Here is a 15194-nt window from a genome sequence, read left to right on the forward strand (position 1 = left end):
TGCCTGAGCATCAAGACGCAGAAGAACCCATTCGCACTTTGCCGCAAGTTACTGATCAACGCCTCCCGCGCGGCTTATGATCAGTTACAGCTGCTTCTCGCAGCTACTGCGTAACATCAGTTAATTAAACCCGCTTAGCGTTTCCCCACCACACGATGCCTTGATACCGAGGGCCACTGTCTTCAGTGGCTTTCGCGCATTGATAACCTGTCTAAAGTCTCGCGAGCTAGAGCAAGACAAGGCAAGAACAGCCGAGGAAGCGGAGTTTACATAGGGTAAATGAGCATTCCGAGGGTGTTTTCAACGCCGTCTTGCCAACGCACAGCAGACTTTAGACAGGTTCTGAGAACGCATGCAGTGGTAGCCACTCCCAACCCAATCACCACGTCGCCTTTGGACAGCCAAACCTCGCAAGGATACAGAGCTTGCTGTGCTAAAATTTCGTGTACGAAAACCAGTCCGGCCTCGCTTTTGAGGCCGGCTTGCATATCACGCAATTGAATCAAAGAGGCTAGCAATGTCAGGGAGTTCCTTGGGTCTGTTGTTCACAGTTACTTCCTTTGGTGAAAGCCATGGCCCTGCCATAGGCTGCGTAGTGGATGGCTGCCCTCCCGGTCTTCTACTGACAGAAGCTGATATCCAAGCCGAACTCGATCGCCGCAAACCCGGCACAAGCCGGCATGTCACGCAGCGTAAAGAACCCGATACAGTCGAAATCCTGTCAGGTGTCTTCGAAGGCAAAACCACTGGAGCGCCTATTGGGTTACTGATACGCAATCAGGATCAACGGAGTCAGGACTACGGCAAGATTGTGGAAACCTTCCGACCAGGGCATGCTGACTACACCTACTGGCATAAATACGGCATCCGTGACTATCGGGGCGGCGGTCGCAGTTCGGCGCGAGAAACCGCAGTGCGTGTCGCCGCTGGGGCCATTGCCAAAAAATGGCTGATAGAAAAATATGGTGTGGTTATTCGCGGCTACATGAGCCAACTGGGCGAAGTGTCCATTCCCTTCAAAGGCTGGCAATACGTCCCACAGAATGCGTTCTTTGCGCCCAACGAGGATGTGGTCGACCAACTGGAAGCCTATATGGACACGATTCGCACAGAGCGCGATTCTGTCGGTGCCCGTATCGAAGTCGTCGCGGAAAATGTCCCCGTAGGTTGGGGTGAGCCTGTTTACGACCGTCTGGATGCCGACATAGCCTACGCGATGATGAGCATCAACGCCGTCAAAGGCATCGAAATTGGCGATGGCTTTGACACCGTGGCACAACGAGGTAGCGTACACGGTGATGAGCTTACTCCTGCTGGCTTTGCTAGCAATCATGCAGGAGGCGTGCTCGGCGGCATCTCGACGGGGCAGGATATTCGCGTCAGCTTGGCGCTCAAACCGACCTCCAGCATTCCTCAACCCCGCAATTCAATCGATAAGGGAGGAAATCCTGTCGAAGTCTCGACGACTGGCCGGCACGACCCCTGTGTGGGGATTCGTGCAACGCCTATTGCAGAAGCTATGTTAGCGCTGGTACTGATAGATCATGCATTACGTCATCGGGCCCAAAATGCCGATGTAGTAGTCGACACACCACGCATTCCCGGGCGCATCTCGTAGTCATCAGATAAAGTCCAACAACCTATTTAATGCATGCCGCGCATCGGCAATATCGCGTTGAGACGCCCTCGGGAAACTCATGCTTCCACTGAGTAAGCTCCGCTGTCTCTGTCATTTTCGCCTTGTCTTTCCCTAGGTGTTTAGTCCCACAGTGTGCTGGTTTAATTTATAGCCAGCTACGAAAGGATGATTTATGGGACAAGTCTTACATGGAAGCGCCACAACGACACAGGCAACCCGTCGAGCGATACAACATAGTCAAGCGAGCCTGAGCACACTGGCCAAGCTGCACGGGGTGAATCCCAAGACCAATGCAAAATGGCGGGCTCGCTCATTTACGCACGATGCACCCATGGGGCCGAAGGCAGCCCGTTCGACGGTGCTGGCGCAGGAGGAAGAAGCCGCCATCGTGGCATTCCGGAAGTACACCTTGCTGCCTTTGGACGACTGCTTGTACGCGCTCCAGCCCAGCATGCCGCATTTGAACCCGCTCTGCCTTGCATCGCTGTCTGCAGCGCCATGGCATCTCCCTATTACCCGAAGTCGAGGGAGATAAACCGCAGAAGAAATCGTTCAAGCCATACCCCATCGGCTACTTTCATCTCGACATTGCCGAAGTCCAAACTGACGAAGGACGGCTGTATCTCTTTGTCGCCATCGATCGGACGTCAAAACTGGCTTACGCTGAGCTTCATCCCAGGGCAACACGCCTGGTGGCAAGGGATTTTCTGTCTGGCTTGATTGCCACTGTGCCTTACACCATTCATACGATCTTGACAGACAACGGCATTCAGTTTGCCAAGCGGCAAGGCACTAAAGCCTACTGGGCGATTCCGTTTGATCGCCTCTGCCAAGCCCACCACATCGAACATCGGCTAACCAAGGTCTGCCATCCTTGGACCAATGGACAGGTCGAACGTATGAATCGGACGATTAAGGAGGCGACGGTCAAGCGTTACCACTATCAATCGCATGATCAGCTGAAATCGCATTTGCAGACGTTCCTGATGGCCTACAACTTTGCTCGTCGCTTGAAGACGCTAAAGGGGTTAACCCCTTATGAACATGTTTGCAAGATCTGGGCAACCGAACCACAACATTTCAGGATTGATCCGTTCCAGCACACTGTGGGACTAAACACCTAGTGCGAGACTTTGAGCGGGGCGTTAGATTCTTTTAGCTGTATATGCTGCCAAAGAAAAAGCCGACCTTTGAGTCGGCATTTTCTTTGGCATTTCCGCCCGCAGAGCCAATTACGGCTTTGGCAATTCAGCAGGAACTGGCTAATTGGACTCAGCAGCAGCGGCCTCGGTAGCCGCTGTAGTAGCTGCGGCAGCATCAGTAGCGGGTGCTGCGATAACTTCAGCAGCCGGTGCAACTGGAGACTTAACAATAGGAGCCGCTTCCTTTTGACCGCACGCAGTCAAACCCAGGGCAATTAATAAAGCAATCAGTAACTTGTTCATGAATTAAACCTTGGTGTAAGTTGTATGTGCTCAATGTTTGTGCATATCGTCAAAGAAAAAGCCGACCCTGAGGCCGGCTTTTTACGCAACTGCTTGCGAACCCAAAATTACTTTGGCGCTTCAGCAGGAGCAGCCGGGGCAGCAGCTGGTGCAGCAGGTTCAGCGGCTGGTGCAGCAGCTGCTGGCTCAGCGGCTGGTGCAGCCGCTTCAGCAGCAGCAGGAGCAGCGGCAGCATCAGCAGCGGGGGCAGCAGCAGGAGCCGGGGCTTCTGCGGCAGGAGCAGCAGCTTCAGCAGGGGCTTCTTCTTTTTGACCGCAAGCGGCCAGACCCAAAGCGATCAGCGCAGCAACGAGGAGCTTGTTCATGGTTTTAACCTTAGTAAGTGTGAGTTCTAAATAAAACTTGTAAGCAATCGACCGTTGATCGAGGGCTTTGAAACCTTTGACGCATCAAATTCGACCGACGGCAAAATTCTAGCAGCTTTTATAGAAAAAACCAGCCTCAAATTGCAGTGCAACATCTCAATGGGCCTGTACAGCTTAAATGAAAAGCCGGCGTCCCTCGCTTGGAAGCTCGGCGCGGGACCATAAATCATCAAATCGCTGTTGACACAGTGTCCGTACAGTTCCGGAACTGCTCGCCTCACCGCGCATCGATGTAGGATAAAAACGCCTTACCGCAGCGGCTTCGCTGATCAGGAATTGCTCGCCCGGCACTTTATCAACTTCGTTGCATATTCGCACCTCTACAGCGTGGCCAAATGCACCTAACGCTTCATTAAGGTGTGTACATTTACGCCAAAACCAAACGTCCTCCTGCAACAAGATTTTGACTCGCGCTAAATTTGATGCGGCCAGAAAATGGCGAATCGACGCCACTAATTCTGGTTTATCAATACCGCTGCTACTTAAATCGGCATCAAACCAGCACAGGGTTCGCTCCGCATTACTGATCAATTGCTGAATTTGAGCTTGATAATCGACCAGTGAATCAAAACTATTAGCAGACATGATCATTACCCGATGAAATAGCGAAATAGTCCGAACAAACCATACATTGCAAGCAATAAACCCACAACTTGCCTCAGCCATACTTTCTGCCGCCAATGCAAAATTTGGTTGGCGGCCAATCCCATTGCCATCAGATTAGGCAGCGTACCCAGCCCAAACGCCGCCAGGATGCCTGCACCTGACCAAGCGGACCCGCTGGCTAAAGCAGCTGTTGCTGCGGTATAGACCAAACCACAAGGCAACCATCCCCAAATAGCGCCTGCTGCAAATGCAGTACGAATACTGCGCAAAGGCAGCAAAGCACTAAAGTGCGGTTGCAAGCGCCGCCATAGCGGGGCACCTACCCGCTCAAGCCTAGCCAACCAGGGTGACCAACCGGCAAGGTAAAACCCCAGCATAATCACCAAAAGAAGCGAGGCCACATACAATACCGCCTGAAAGTACAAGGCATGCGGCATCAATGCCAAAGCCCCCGAGACTCCTCCAAGCAATGCACCGATTGTAATATACGAGGTCAATCGCCCCAGATTGGCAACCAAGAGCAAAGATATACGGCTACCCGACAGATTCAGGCCAAGGGCGGAGGCAAGGCCGCCACACATGCCAAGGCAATGGACACCACCCAGAAAACCGGCCGCAAACCATGCTGCAAAACCAACCAAGTCTAATGTATTAGCCATAAACAGCGTTTATCCAAGCCCAAGCAGCTTGCTGCAAACCAAAAATACAATTTATACAGGTTGACACCTAATCAGCAAGACGAGGAATTGGCGTTACTCCTTGTTTGGTGCTCCCTTAGCCATCACACTTATAGCTGACGCAGCATTCGAGTCTTTCTATCCATGTCCGGCACTTCCGAATTCATCCCACTTTATGAACTACGCGCTAACTGCTCTACCTGCAGTCTACGCGAGCTATGCCTACCGATAGGACTGACCGCTGAAGAACTCCAACAGTTGGACGAAATTATCCGCCAACGCATCCCCCTGAAACGGGGCAAGGCATTATTTTTGGCTGGCCAATCGTTTCATTCGCTCTATGCGATCAGAACCGGTTTCTTCAAGACAACCGTCTTGTCGCAGGATGGGCGGCAACAGGTCACCGGATTTCATATGGCGGGTGAATTGCTGGGCCTTGATGCGTTAGGCGGCAAGCACGCCTGTACGGCTATCGCACTAGAGGACGGTGAGGTGTGCGAGCTGCCTTTCATGCAGATGGATAGTCTTTCGCGTGACATTCCATCGCTGACTCGCCATTTTTATAAGCTGATGAGTCGGGAAATCGTACGGGACCAGGGTCTCTTACTCATGCTGGGGAACATGCGGGCTGAAGAACGGCTGGCAGCCTTCTTACTTAATCTTTCCCAACGATTTGAAGCTCGTGGTTTTTCTGCCAATGGTTTTCACCTACGCATGACGCGGGAAGAGATTGGTAGCTATCTGGGCCTCAAACTTGAAACGGTAAGCCGGACATTTTCACGCCTTCAAACCGATGGATTGATCAGAGTCCAAGGCAAGCAAGTTGATTTACTCGACATTGGCGGCATAAGAATATTACTGGGAAGCTGTAGCAGCACATAAACAACAATATAAAGGCGACCAATTGGTCGCCTTTATATTTGAATCGTACTTTATGCAGCTATGTCACGCTTTAAATGCAGGGTGGGAGCCATTCATTTGGGCAACCAACCCTTTCAATGCATTAAATGCGCTTCGTTCTCTTCTTGCTGCGGCTTGCTGAAGTCAACCGGACAGTAACGATTGATCTCGGCCCGATCACGCTCGAAGAAGAGCGTTAAACCACTCGACAGGCCCGCAAATAACCAGCACACGAAAAAACCATAGGAATAAGCCACTACCCGGCTCTCAAACAAAGGTTCACCGCCAAAACTCAGCTCCAGCGGATCAAAGAGCGTGAAAAACAAACTATTCAAGATACCTGCTACCAGAAACGAGGGCCAAAGCACCAAAATAGACTTCAATTTCATGCGGAAGGTCTCCATGATCAGATTCCGATCTTGCGCCGGAACTAAGAAACATCCTACTCTTGGCCACCCACAAGGAAAACCCCTATTGATCAATCACCTATTGCTTAAACTGATGCTGCGGCGCAGCATGCATTCAGGCGATTCGATGAATATTTAAGCAAATCAAACAGACTCAACCATACTTCCATAGCAGTTGCTTGTTAATGCTGAGTCCAACTACTTCGGAATCCTTGAAATGCGCTTGTCGCTTGACGCTCTGGTTGTTCTCGATGCTATTGATCGAAAAGGCAGTTTCGCCAGTGCTGCCAGTGAACTCCATCGCGTGCCTTCAGCCATTACCTACACCATACAAAAGCTAGAACAAGATCTGGACGTGCTGATTTTCGATCGTAGTGGCCATCGAGCCCGGCTAACTCCAGCAGGCCAAGAACTGTTGCGCGAGGGCCGTCCATTGCTGGATGCCGTGCTCGCCCTGGAAGCCCGGGTAAAGCGCGTAGCAACTGGGTGGGAGCCTGAACTACGCATTGCCGTAGGTGACCTGATTGACTTCGAAGTATTGCTTGAATCCGTCGCTGCTTTTGACCGCATTGGTGGAGAGACCAGGCTGCGCTTCCTGCACGAAGGGTATGGTGGGGTATGGGACGCCCTCTACACGGGGCGGGCTGACCTCGCCATCGGGGCACCGGACGAAGCACCACCTGGTGGCGGCTTTCGCAGCCAGCGCCTGGGTTGGGTGGAATTTGTTTTGGCTGTTGCGCCACAACACCCGCTTGCAAGAGAACCCCAGCCAATACCGATGCAAATCATTCGAGGCCACCGGGCAATCAGCGTGGGCGACAGTTCGCGTACTCTCCAACCACGTACTTCCGGCTTATTGACAGGTCAAGCCACACTGACCGTAGCCAGCCAACGCGACAAGCTGTGTGCGCAATTGGCGGGCATGGGTGTCGGTTTCCTTCCCCGCCGCAACGCAGCACCCTATTTGGCAAGCGGCAAGCTGGTTGAGCTGCATGTCGAAGAAGAAAAACAAGTCGCCCAACTCAATGTCGCCTGGCCAAGCAAATTACGAGGCAATGCATTGCGTTGGTTTCTTGAACATCTCAGCAACGACGCCGTACGGCGGCGGCTGTGCGAACAGTCGGAACGGGATGATCTCCTATGCGATTGATCGTCACAGCTCGACCAGAACCTGTCCTGGCACGATTGAATCGGGCTGGCTTTTGCTGTGAGCTCTTGGACGGTACTCACCCGGCTTCCCGGTCATCCCAAGGCAAAGAGACCAACTATATAGGGCTATGCACCGGCAATACCTTACCTGCGCTTCAAGCCCATGACCTGCTCATCTACGCAGATACCCCCATCCCCAATCCATTGCCGGCCAATGCTATTACCGCAGCATGGCAAGACAGTCCATTTGCCGAGCAGTATGGTTTTCAATTGGCGGCGGGTGGCAGTGTCGACATGCTAAAACGTGCGGAAGACATTTTGGATGCGCTCGCCCCGCTACCACGCGGCTGGCTGCATGCAGGCGGGTTGCTGGCGCCACAGTTCTTGTCGCAACTTAGCCACGAAGTGGGGAGCGGCCTACTCGGATTGGCTAGCCTTATCCATACCGTGCCATTCGCAGCATTTCAGCCGCTTTGGTTAGGCCAGCAACAGATACAAGCAAAAATCAAAGCGCTGGCTATCGCTTACCAACAAAGCAGCCAGAATGAGCACTACCAGCCCTTTCATGCACGCCCACCCTTATTTGACTTCGTGTCCGCCACTAATAGTGACTCGCCCGCACATAGGTTGGCTCAATTACTGATTTGGCTATGCGAACAAAGCGCTTTACCAAGCTCATCAAACCCAGATAAATAGAAACCCACGCTGACTGCGTGGGTTTCTATTTATCTGCCCGCCATCTTTCAATGACGAGAAGTTATTGATTGCACTTACCAATCAGACCGCGATATTAGGCGGATTTTTGCGCATTGCATTCTTGGATACACTCGCAGCAGCCTTTGCCGAACTCTCAGCAGCAGCAACACCTGCATCAGCAAAATCGCTGGTGACCTTCTTGGCAGTCCTGGCAACAGTGTCATAAGCCGAAGCAGCGGTTGCCACAGCGGTCTTGACTGCAGAAACCATGATTTCAGAACCCGCCGGCGCCTGTTTGACAGCCTTATCCAGGTTGGAAACAAGGTTTCTATTGAATTCGACTACTTGCTCTTCAACAAAAGCGCCCAGTTCAGCCTGTGCACTGCTGGTGGCTTCGTAGACATGCTTGGCGACAGCCAGGGCTTTGTCGACGGCAGGTTGGGAAATTTGTTGTTGCAGTGCAATCAGACCCTGTACATCTTTCACTTCGGAGAAGGCCTTAACGGTAGCGGTATTGTTAGCAATCAAATCACGGGCAACATCCAATTGCAGCGCGAAAAAGCGCTCAGCGCCGGCAAGGGCAATGTTGGATAAACGGATCGACTTTTCAACTTGGGCTTGGCCGAGTGCGGCGAAATCGGTGGTAGCAAACATTTGGTCTTCTCCTAGCTTGATATGGGTGATTGCAACTGTGCTCAACTGTGAAATCCTGCACCGCAGCATGAACCCATTATGAGGAGCGCCAATTAGGGAGTCAACTGATTTTGTGCAATGCACAAAATGATTGATTACTTATTTTTATTTATATAACAGTCACTTGAAAAATAGAGCAAAAATGCTATTGCGGCGACGCAATTAAGCCGGTGTTTTCTGTCGAATCGCCAAAATAGCTTGATTACGCAATGTCTTGCAAAGGGACAATTCTTTGGGCCCCAACATCAGACTACCCGCCTGTGCGCTATCGGCATAGAAAACTCCCACGATCTTGCGATCAATCACCACCGGCATCAGCAAGAAGGTCTGCCCCGCGCCTATTTGCCGAAACCAAGCAGGAATCCGCTCCTGTATACCCGCGCTATCAATGTCCTCAATCAGCATGTCGGCATTTTTAGCCAGCGAGACACGAAAAACATCGGCACTGTCGTCTAGCGTCAGAATGAACCGGGGAAGAAACTGGTCGATGTCCTCACCAAAACCGAAACGGCCAACAATGGCGTTACGCTGCACGCTGCGGGTGGCAATCAAGGCACGCTGTGCGCCTAAACTACGATAGAGTGTTTCCAGGATAATGCGCAGCAAATCATTCAGCCGAAACTCACCAATCAAGGTTTCTGCTACTTCCTGGATACAGTTGGCCAACGCATCAATAACCAACGGTCGGTCTTTGATATCCGGTTTAAGCACATCAATCATTGGTGGCAATTCTGACACCTGTGGAGACGCCGCCGATTCCACTGCCGATTCTTCCATCTCCGGCGGACTGACAGTTAGCGCCGGCAGCCCAGCCAACTGGCGTAGGCGCGACAGTGCACCATTTCCCTGCGCATCCAGGCCAAATACCGCCGCCTCGTGTAATGTCTCTTGAATCGCATCGTTGACTGCAACCCGCAAGTCTCGCTCGCTCACGCGCAGCGCATCCCCAAATTGATCGCGCACACGCAAAAAACCTTTGAAGCGGGTCGGCTCCTCCACCGCCAGCGTCGCCTCCATCAAGCCAGCCGCCGTGTTGGAGAATAGACGTAACCAATCGCTATCCTGCCGGGGTGTACGAGGCTTTCCGCTTTCGCTGGCCAAGCTGCTGACAAGCTTGTCAGGCAAATTCCATGACTTCGCCACCCCCATGCCCAACTCGGCATAACTCATGCCAATCTGCCGCTGTGTTGCGAGCTCCTCGCGTTCTCCCTCAGCCACTAGACGATCGATCTCTTGAGACTCGTCATGGAAATAAAACACCGTCAGCATCTTGCCCAGTAAATGGAACATACCAGCAACCCGGGCTTCTTCCAGATCGCGATAACCACATTTTTCAGCCAACTTACGGGAAATGAGACTGGTAAAAAAAGCGCGTGCCACCACCTCTTTCAAAGCTTCAGCGTGTTCCCGATTACTGAGATGTTCAATCAACACCAATGCCAGCGCGAGAGACTTCACAGTGTTGAAGCCCAGCACCATGACAGCGCGGGAAATCGTACTGGCACCGCCATTGAATTGACCATGGCTGGCCGAGTTGGCTAATCGCAGCACCTTATTGGTCAGCGAAAAGTCGCGCAAAATCACACTTGATAGCGCTTGCAGCTTTTCTGTATCAGCTTCGGCAATATGGTTGATCGCACCCACTGCCCGCGACAACGCCGGATAATCGTCGGTGTTTTCCATACGGTGGAGAAGTTGGGCCAACGGCGCCATTTCCTCCTCTTCACCACCAGCCGTCGATTCACACAGTCCATCTAGGTACGTCAATAAAGCGGTGCGTAAATCCAACGGATACCGAAATACCGGATAGCCGGGTTGCGCCATTGCGCCGGCAACAATGGCCTCAAGGTGAGGATCGATCTCGGGGACTAAACTGGACAATAAGGGAAACGCGCCACGCCCATCACGTGCCGCCGGCTGTCCACTCAGTGCATGGAAAAGCAGTTCAGCCACCCCAGGTAGCAGTGGCTCACTGATTGCGCCTTGCGGCAGCACCCCCGCCAACTGAATGCCACCATCGGGCTTCAACAATACGTGCTCTACACGCAATGGAGCCATGGCATAGCCCAGCAAGCCCGTATGAATCACACCTTCAAGCAAACGCGCCACCATTTGCACGGCTTCAGCACCATCAAGCGGTCCCAACGACAGGCGCTCCGCCAAAGTCTGTCCTTCACCCCAGCGATAGGCCAACCAGCGAATGCTATCGATGTCTGCATTGCCTTCAAGGGGGGATAGAACAGCATGGCCAACATCGAACGGAGCCGGCACCTTTGGTAGGCCTGGGTCCGGCAAGAGCAACGCCAGATGGCCGTCATCAGCCTGGGCAAGCCAGCTTTGGCCGCGCTCGTGTATCAGGGTGTATATAGTCTCGCTATCCATTGCACGCCCGCCACTGCGCCGGCCGTATACCCGATATTCGCCCTGGCCTAGATTTTGTGTTTTCAGCCTAGCAGACCGGCCACCAAACACCAGCATAGGCAGATTATTGGGTGGATTCTGGTTCGGATACGACCAACTGGCCCAACTCGGCCAATGCAGGCAGCTCAGTACGGCTCTTGAGCCCCATGTCGTCCAAAAATGCCTTGGTCGTCGCATATAGACCCGGACGGCCCGGTGTTTCGCGGTGGCCCACGACTTCAATCCAGTCGCGCTCTTCCAGTGTCTTCACAATTTGTGTCGACACCGCCACACCGCGAATTTCTTCAATCTCCCCCCGGGTCAGCGGCCCCTTGTAGGCAATGATGGCGAGGGTTTCCATGACCGCGCGCGAATAACGCGGCGGTTTTTCCGGGCTGAGCCTATCCAGGTAAGGCTGGAACTCCAAGCGCGCGCGAAAACGCCATCCGCTGGCCAGTTTCACCAGTTCCACCCCCCTCCCTTGCCAAGCTTGCTGAATCGCTTCCAACACCTCATTGAGTAAATCGGCGCGTAGTTCTTCAGCAAACAACCTTTTTAGGTCGTGCAGCCCCAAAGGCTCAGTTGCCACCAACAAGGCGGTTTCAATCACGTTCTGGATATGCTGGCGGTCGTGTAGGCTCGATTGCATGGCAAATCTATTCAACAACTAATCTACTGCTCGGCACTGTGGGGCTGCTTCGGCACCCGCCAGGCAGACATAAATGGGTTGATAGGGTTCGGCCTGCGTCACCGCAATCAACCCTTCCTTGGTCAATTCCAATACCGCAATAAAGCTGACCACCAACAGCGGCACACCCCGACTGGTATCAAACAACTCGGCGAATTCCAGATAACGCCCACCCGCCAACAATTTGAGTATCCCGCTCATCTGCTCACGCACACTGAGTTCATCAGGCCGTACGGTATGTTGTTTGTTATGTTTGGCCCGGGCCAGCAACGACATCCAGGCCTGTTTCAGATCAACCGGCGTTATATCGGGTAGACGCACCACCATCTCTCTATCGAACCAAACAGCAGCCCAACGAAAATCCCGCCCGGCTTGCGGCAACTGGTCAATCTCGTAGGCTGCGAGTTTCATCTGCTCGTATTCAAGCAGCCTACGGACCAACTCTGCCCGCGGATCATGCTCCTCCCCCTCCACCACAGCTTGGCGCGGCAGCAACATACGCGACTTGATCTCGATCAGCATGGCAGCCATCAGCAGATACTCTGACGCCAACTCCAGTTGCTGCACCCGCATTGCATCCACATAGTCCATGTATTGCGCGGTCACCCGCGCCATGGGTATATCCAGGATGTCGAAATTCTGCTTACGAATCAGATACAACAACAGATCAAGCGGACCCTCGAAACGCTCCAACATCACCCGCAGCGCATCGGGCGGTATGTACAAGTCATTCGGCAGCTCGATCACCGGCTGGCCAAACAGCAGCGCAATCGGCTCAGCCGGGTGTGACATCAATCCATACCCACTTCGACATCGCTACTGGTATCGGCACTGGGGTCTCGGCTGGCCAATACCTTGTCGATACGCTTTCCATCCATATCGACCACCTCAAAAATCCACCCGCCCCAGTCTATTTTGTCGGCTGTTTGCGGCAGCCGGCCCAGCAGCAGCATCAACATACCGGCCAGCGTGTGGTAACGGCCCTTGTCTTCTTCGGGCACCTCACGCAATGCCAAGCGATCTTTCAGCTCAGGCGTAGGGATCAAACCGTCAAGCAACCAGCTGCCATCGTCACGTTGAACGGCCCAGGCGTCTTTACCATCGTGCGGCTTGAATTCACCCGTAATCGCCTCCAGCAAGTCTTGTAACGTCACCAGCCCCTGGATCTCACCATATTCATCAATGACCAAGGCCATCTGAACGAATGTCGTGCGGAAATTCTCCAGCAATTCCATGCCAGTCAAGGTTTCCGGCACATAGGCCACCTGCTGCAGGTGGGTAGAAAACTCTGCCTGCTCGCCACGCAAGGTTTGACCCAGAATTTGTTTGGCGGTGGCAATGCCCAGCACTTCGTCAAGCCCCCCCTTGCAGACTGGGTAACGCGAATGATCGGTCTCGGCGATCTTTTCAAGGTTCATCTTGTGCTCGGCTTCGACATCCAAAAACACGATATCGGACCGCGGCGTCATCAACGAACCAATCTGGCGGTCGTCCAACCGAAACACATTGCGCACCATCTCATGCTCGTGTTGCTCGATCGCACCGGATTCAGACCCCTCCGCCAACAAGGCATGGATCTCTTCCTGCGTTACCATATTGGCTTGATCGGTACGAACGCTGAGCGCACGTAAAGCCAAATCGGTTGAAGCCGTCAGCAACCGCACAAATGGCTTGGTCAGGGCGGCCAACCATTGCATGGGTCGGGCCACCAAGCGGGCGATGGGTTCAGGATTTAGCTGGCCAATACGCTTGGGCACCAGTTCGCCCACCACGATCGAAATATAGGTAATGCAGAACACCACCAGCACCAGCGCGAACATGCTGGCTACTTCGGGTTTCATACCCAACCCAATCAGCCAGATCGAGAAGGGACCGGCCAAGGCGGATTCACCAACGATACCGTTCAGTACACCGATGGAAGTGATGCCAATCTGAACGGTAGATAGGAAGCGGGTAGGATTCTCACCCAGTTTGATGGCGGCGCGGGCGCCTGCATCACCGGTTTCGGCGAGGACTTGTAAACGAGCACGGCGGGCTGCAACGAGGGCAATCTCGGACATGGCGAACAAGCCATTGAGCAGAATCAGTCCGAGTAAAAGAGCTATCTCCATTATGGGAAACTAGTGATGATGAAGCTACTAGTGTAACCGGCCGCCCGCAGCAATGGGCAGAACAAGCGAGCGATAGGCTATAGCTACGTACCAAATACGGCGCCACAGCGCCGTTTGCCCGATTTTAAGGCAAACTAAAGCAGCACCTGCCGGTTCAATTGCTTGCATGGCTTATCCACAGGCCGCCCACAGGCTTTTCCAGACAGATTGTGGGTGAATCAGACACCAGTGACCACGCTGCGCAACAGTTCCGCCACGCCATTCCAAAGAATTTGCACGCCGATGCAAAGCAGGATAAAGGCGGAAAGCCGTAGAAATACGGTAATACCTGTCTCGCCCAATCTCGCCAATAGTCGATTGGCGAACCGATAGCTGTAGAACACCACGGTGCAAAGCAGAAAAATACCAATCATACCTCCACCCAGGTTCAATACATCGATACCACCACGCGAGCGCAACGACGCGCCTAGTGTAATGGCGACCGAGATGGAGCCAGGGCCGATGGTGAAAGGGAAAGTCAGCGGAAAAAAAGCACGCCGCATCAGCCCGCCATCCGTGGGCTTGTCGCCCGCCGGCTCGTGGTTGCTTTCTTCCGCATTCAACAACCGCCAACCCGCCGCCGCCACGACCAGACCACCGCCAACCTTGACGACTGCCAATGAAATGCCGAAGAACTTCAGAACGTAGGTGCCGACGAACATGGCGCCCAAAAGCAGAAAGAAACCATTGATCGCAATGCGCTTGGCAATCAGCTTGCGCTCGTGGTCGCTACTGCCGTAGGTATAGGAAAGAAAAATCGGCGCGCCGCCAGGCGGATTGATGATGGGAAGCAACGTGGTAAACACCAACAGGATGCTCTTGATGAACTCGATCAGATCGTCGGTCATGTGAGCCACAAAAAATGAACTCCCGCGATGATGACAGCCACCTGCAATGCTGTGAATCGATCTGTTGCATGCCTAAAATTGCAGCAAGGCAGAAAAACCCCGTTGTCTCAGTAGCTTGCCTTACTTGCCCACAGCCCACCCACAGCTTTGTTAGCTTCCCGCTGTGTAAAAGTACCGAAGGGACCGCCTTGTATTAGGCATCTTAGACATTCATCGGGCGAAATACGGCTTTTTTCAGGATCGCTCAAAAAATAAGCACCCCAAGAAAACCCTATCCGTTCAGATGCTTAGACAAGTTGTTCACACCCAACCCACAAGCTTGTACCTCCCCAACTGTGTGCAATTGTGGGCAAAGCCAGCATTGATGGGAATTTTGGCCTTTTGACGGGTATTTGTCCTAATTCAACCCATCCTGCTTAAATTTTAAGCAGCTAGTATTTTCGCTTGTTACACATCAGCTTAGCCAGCTTG

The 15194-nt window shown here is 53.1% G+C and carries 15 protein-coding genes and 1 pseudogene; 5 read left to right on the plus strand and 11 right to left on the minus strand.

The window, feature by feature from the left end:
- The first annotated feature begins 517 nt into the window (after nucleotides 1-517).
- Both aroC and CSQ89_RS12030 read left to right on the plus strand, forming a co-directional pair.
- Nucleotides 518-1618 (plus strand): chorismate synthase, encoded by a 1101-nt coding sequence (gene aroC / locus CSQ89_RS12025; protein ID WP_099406399.1) that lies wholly within the window; start codon nucleotides 518-520, stop codon nucleotides 1616-1618.
- 193 nt (nucleotides 1619-1811) lie between these two features.
- Nucleotides 1812-2763 (plus strand): annotated as a pseudogene (locus tag CSQ89_RS12030) (IS481 family transposase).
- A 138-nt stretch (nucleotides 2764-2901) separates the two neighbouring features.
- On the opposite strand, the gene CSQ89_RS12035 reads toward CSQ89_RS12030, so the two are convergent.
- The 4 genes from CSQ89_RS12035 to CSQ89_RS12050 form a co-directional block, all read right to left on the minus strand.
- The gene (locus CSQ89_RS12035; protein ID WP_099406400.1) at nucleotides 2902-3084 is read right to left on the minus strand and encodes a hypothetical protein; all 183 of its coding nucleotides are present in this window, start codon (nucleotides 3082-3084) and stop codon (nucleotides 2902-2904) included.
- Between the two features lie 107 nt (nucleotides 3085-3191).
- A complete protein-coding gene (locus CSQ89_RS12040; protein WP_099406401.1) occupies nucleotides 3192-3449 on the minus strand; it encodes a hypothetical protein in 258 nt (85 codons plus the stop codon).
- A gap of 174 nt (nucleotides 3450-3623) precedes the next feature.
- Nucleotides 3624-4094 (minus strand): DUF7931 domain-containing protein, encoded by a 471-nt coding sequence (locus tag CSQ89_RS12045; RefSeq protein ID WP_139023029.1) that lies wholly within the window; start codon nucleotides 4092-4094, stop codon nucleotides 3624-3626.
- A 5-nt stretch (nucleotides 4095-4099) separates the two neighbouring features.
- On the minus strand, nucleotides 4100-4774 hold the full coding sequence (locus CSQ89_RS12050; protein ID WP_099406403.1) for a sulfite exporter TauE/SafE family protein: 675 nt from the start codon (nucleotides 4772-4774) through the stop codon (nucleotides 4100-4102).
- A gap of 162 nt (nucleotides 4775-4936) precedes the next feature.
- Here CSQ89_RS12050 and fnr point away from each other — a divergent pair, with 162 nt between their 5' ends.
- Nucleotides 4937-5674 carry a fumarate/nitrate reduction transcriptional regulator Fnr gene (fnr, locus tag CSQ89_RS12055; RefSeq protein WP_099406404.1) on the plus strand — a complete coding sequence of 246 codons (738 nt, stop codon included), beginning with the start codon at nucleotides 4937-4939 and terminating at the stop codon, nucleotides 5672-5674.
- Nucleotides 5675-5787: 113 nt separating this feature from the next.
- Here fnr and CSQ89_RS12060 read toward each other — a convergent pair whose 3' ends face one another.
- Nucleotides 5788-6081 (minus strand): hypothetical protein, encoded by a 294-nt coding sequence (locus CSQ89_RS12060; protein ID WP_099406405.1) that lies wholly within the window; start codon nucleotides 6079-6081, stop codon nucleotides 5788-5790.
- Nucleotides 6082-6316: 235 nt separating this feature from the next.
- On the opposite strand from CSQ89_RS12060, the gene CSQ89_RS12065 reads away from it, so the two are divergent.
- Together CSQ89_RS12065 and CSQ89_RS12070 are read left to right on the plus strand one after the other, a co-directional pair.
- Entirely contained in the window at nucleotides 6317-7249 is a 933-nt protein-coding gene (locus tag CSQ89_RS12065) for a LysR family transcriptional regulator (RefSeq protein ID WP_099406406.1), read from the plus strand.
- Nucleotides 7240-7944 carry a hypothetical protein gene (locus CSQ89_RS12070; RefSeq protein ID WP_099406407.1) on the plus strand — a complete coding sequence of 235 codons (705 nt, stop codon included), beginning with the start codon at nucleotides 7240-7242 and terminating at the stop codon, nucleotides 7942-7944. The genes CSQ89_RS12065 and CSQ89_RS12070 overlap by 10 nt, the downstream gene beginning before the upstream one ends.
- 81 nt (nucleotides 7945-8025) lie before the next feature.
- Here the strand turns inward: CSQ89_RS12070 and CSQ89_RS12075 are convergent, their stop codons facing one another.
- The 6 genes from CSQ89_RS12075 to CSQ89_RS12100 all read right to left on the minus strand — a co-directional run bounded on the left by CSQ89_RS12075 (nucleotide 8026) and on the right by CSQ89_RS12100 (nucleotide 14723).
- A complete protein-coding gene (locus CSQ89_RS12075; protein WP_099406408.1) occupies nucleotides 8026-8598 on the minus strand; it encodes a phasin family protein in 573 nt (190 codons plus the stop codon).
- Between the two features lie 201 nt (nucleotides 8599-8799).
- Nucleotides 8800-11019: an HDOD domain-containing protein gene (locus CSQ89_RS12080; protein ID WP_158228983.1), complete on the minus strand. Its 2220-nt coding sequence runs from the start codon at nucleotides 11017-11019 to the stop codon at nucleotides 8800-8802.
- 103 nt (nucleotides 11020-11122) lie between these two features.
- Nucleotides 11123-11686, minus strand: a complete 564-nt coding sequence (gene scpB / locus CSQ89_RS12085) for an SMC-Scp complex subunit ScpB (protein WP_099406420.1) — start codon at nucleotides 11684-11686, stop codon at nucleotides 11123-11125.
- A gap of 18 nt (nucleotides 11687-11704) precedes the next feature.
- Nucleotides 11705-12517 carry a segregation and condensation protein A gene (locus CSQ89_RS12090; RefSeq protein ID WP_099406410.1) on the minus strand — a complete coding sequence of 271 codons (813 nt, stop codon included), beginning with the start codon at nucleotides 12515-12517 and terminating at the stop codon, nucleotides 11705-11707.
- The gene (locus CSQ89_RS12095) at nucleotides 12517-13836 is read right to left on the minus strand and encodes a hemolysin family protein (protein WP_099406411.1); all 1320 of its coding nucleotides are present in this window, start codon (nucleotides 13834-13836) and stop codon (nucleotides 12517-12519) included. Before CSQ89_RS12095 ends, CSQ89_RS12090 begins: the two co-directional genes overlap by 1 nt.
- 218 nt (nucleotides 13837-14054) lie before the next feature.
- Entirely contained in the window at nucleotides 14055-14723 is a 669-nt protein-coding gene (locus tag CSQ89_RS12100) for a MarC family protein (protein WP_099406412.1), read from the minus strand.
- Nucleotides 14724-15194: the final 471 nt, after the last annotated feature.

This window comes from Chitinimonas sp. BJB300 (assembly GCF_002735695.1).
Taxonomy (GTDB): domain Bacteria; phylum Pseudomonadota; class Gammaproteobacteria; order Burkholderiales; family Chitinimonadaceae; genus Chitinimonas.

Bases quoted from the DNA above. Each gene is read 5' to 3' on its own strand.
- aroC (WP_099406399.1), top strand. From the start codon at position 518: ATGTCAGGGAGTTCCTTGGGTCTGTTGTTCACAGTTACTTCCTTTGGT.
- CSQ89_RS12080 (WP_158228983.1), bottom strand. From the start codon at position 11,019: ATGGATAGCGAGACTATATACACCCTGATACACGAGCGCGGCCAAAGC.
- CSQ89_RS12100 (WP_099406412.1), bottom strand. From the start codon at position 14,723: ATGACCGACGATCTGATCGAGTTCATCAAGAGCATCCTGTTGGTGTTT.
- CSQ89_RS12075 (WP_099406408.1), bottom strand. From the start codon at position 8,598: ATGTTTGCTACCACCGATTTCGCCGCACTCGGCCAAGCCCAAGTTGAA.
- CSQ89_RS12070 (WP_099406407.1), top strand. From the start codon at position 7,240: ATGCGATTGATCGTCACAGCTCGACCAGAACCTGTCCTGGCACGATTG.
- CSQ89_RS12035 (WP_099406400.1), bottom strand. From the start codon at position 3,084: ATGAACAAGTTACTGATTGCTTTATTAATTGCCCTGGGTTTGACTGCG.
- scpB (WP_099406420.1), bottom strand. From the start codon at position 11,686: ATGCAATCGAGCCTACACGACCGCCAGCATATCCAGAACGTGATTGAA.
- CSQ89_RS12060 (WP_099406405.1), bottom strand. From the start codon at position 6,081: ATGAAATTGAAGTCTATTTTGGTGCTTTGGCCCTCGTTTCTGGTAGCA.
- CSQ89_RS12090 (WP_099406410.1), bottom strand. From the start codon at position 12,517: ATGTCACACCCGGCTGAGCCGATTGCGCTGCTGTTTGGCCAGCCGGTG.
- CSQ89_RS12065 (WP_099406406.1), top strand. From the start codon at position 6,317: ATGCGCTTGTCGCTTGACGCTCTGGTTGTTCTCGATGCTATTGATCGA.
- fnr (WP_099406404.1), top strand. From the start codon at position 4,937: ATGTCCGGCACTTCCGAATTCATCCCACTTTATGAACTACGCGCTAAC.
- CSQ89_RS12050 (WP_099406403.1), bottom strand. From the start codon at position 4,774: ATGGCTAATACATTAGACTTGGTTGGTTTTGCAGCATGGTTTGCGGCC.
- CSQ89_RS12040 (WP_099406401.1), bottom strand. From the start codon at position 3,449: ATGAACAAGCTCCTCGTTGCTGCGCTGATCGCTTTGGGTCTGGCCGCT.
- CSQ89_RS12045 (WP_139023029.1), bottom strand. From the start codon at position 4,094: ATGTCTGCTAATAGTTTTGATTCACTGGTCGATTATCAAGCTCAAATT.
- CSQ89_RS12095 (WP_099406411.1), bottom strand. From the start codon at position 13,836: ATGGAGATAGCTCTTTTACTCGGACTGATTCTGCTCAATGGCTTGTTC.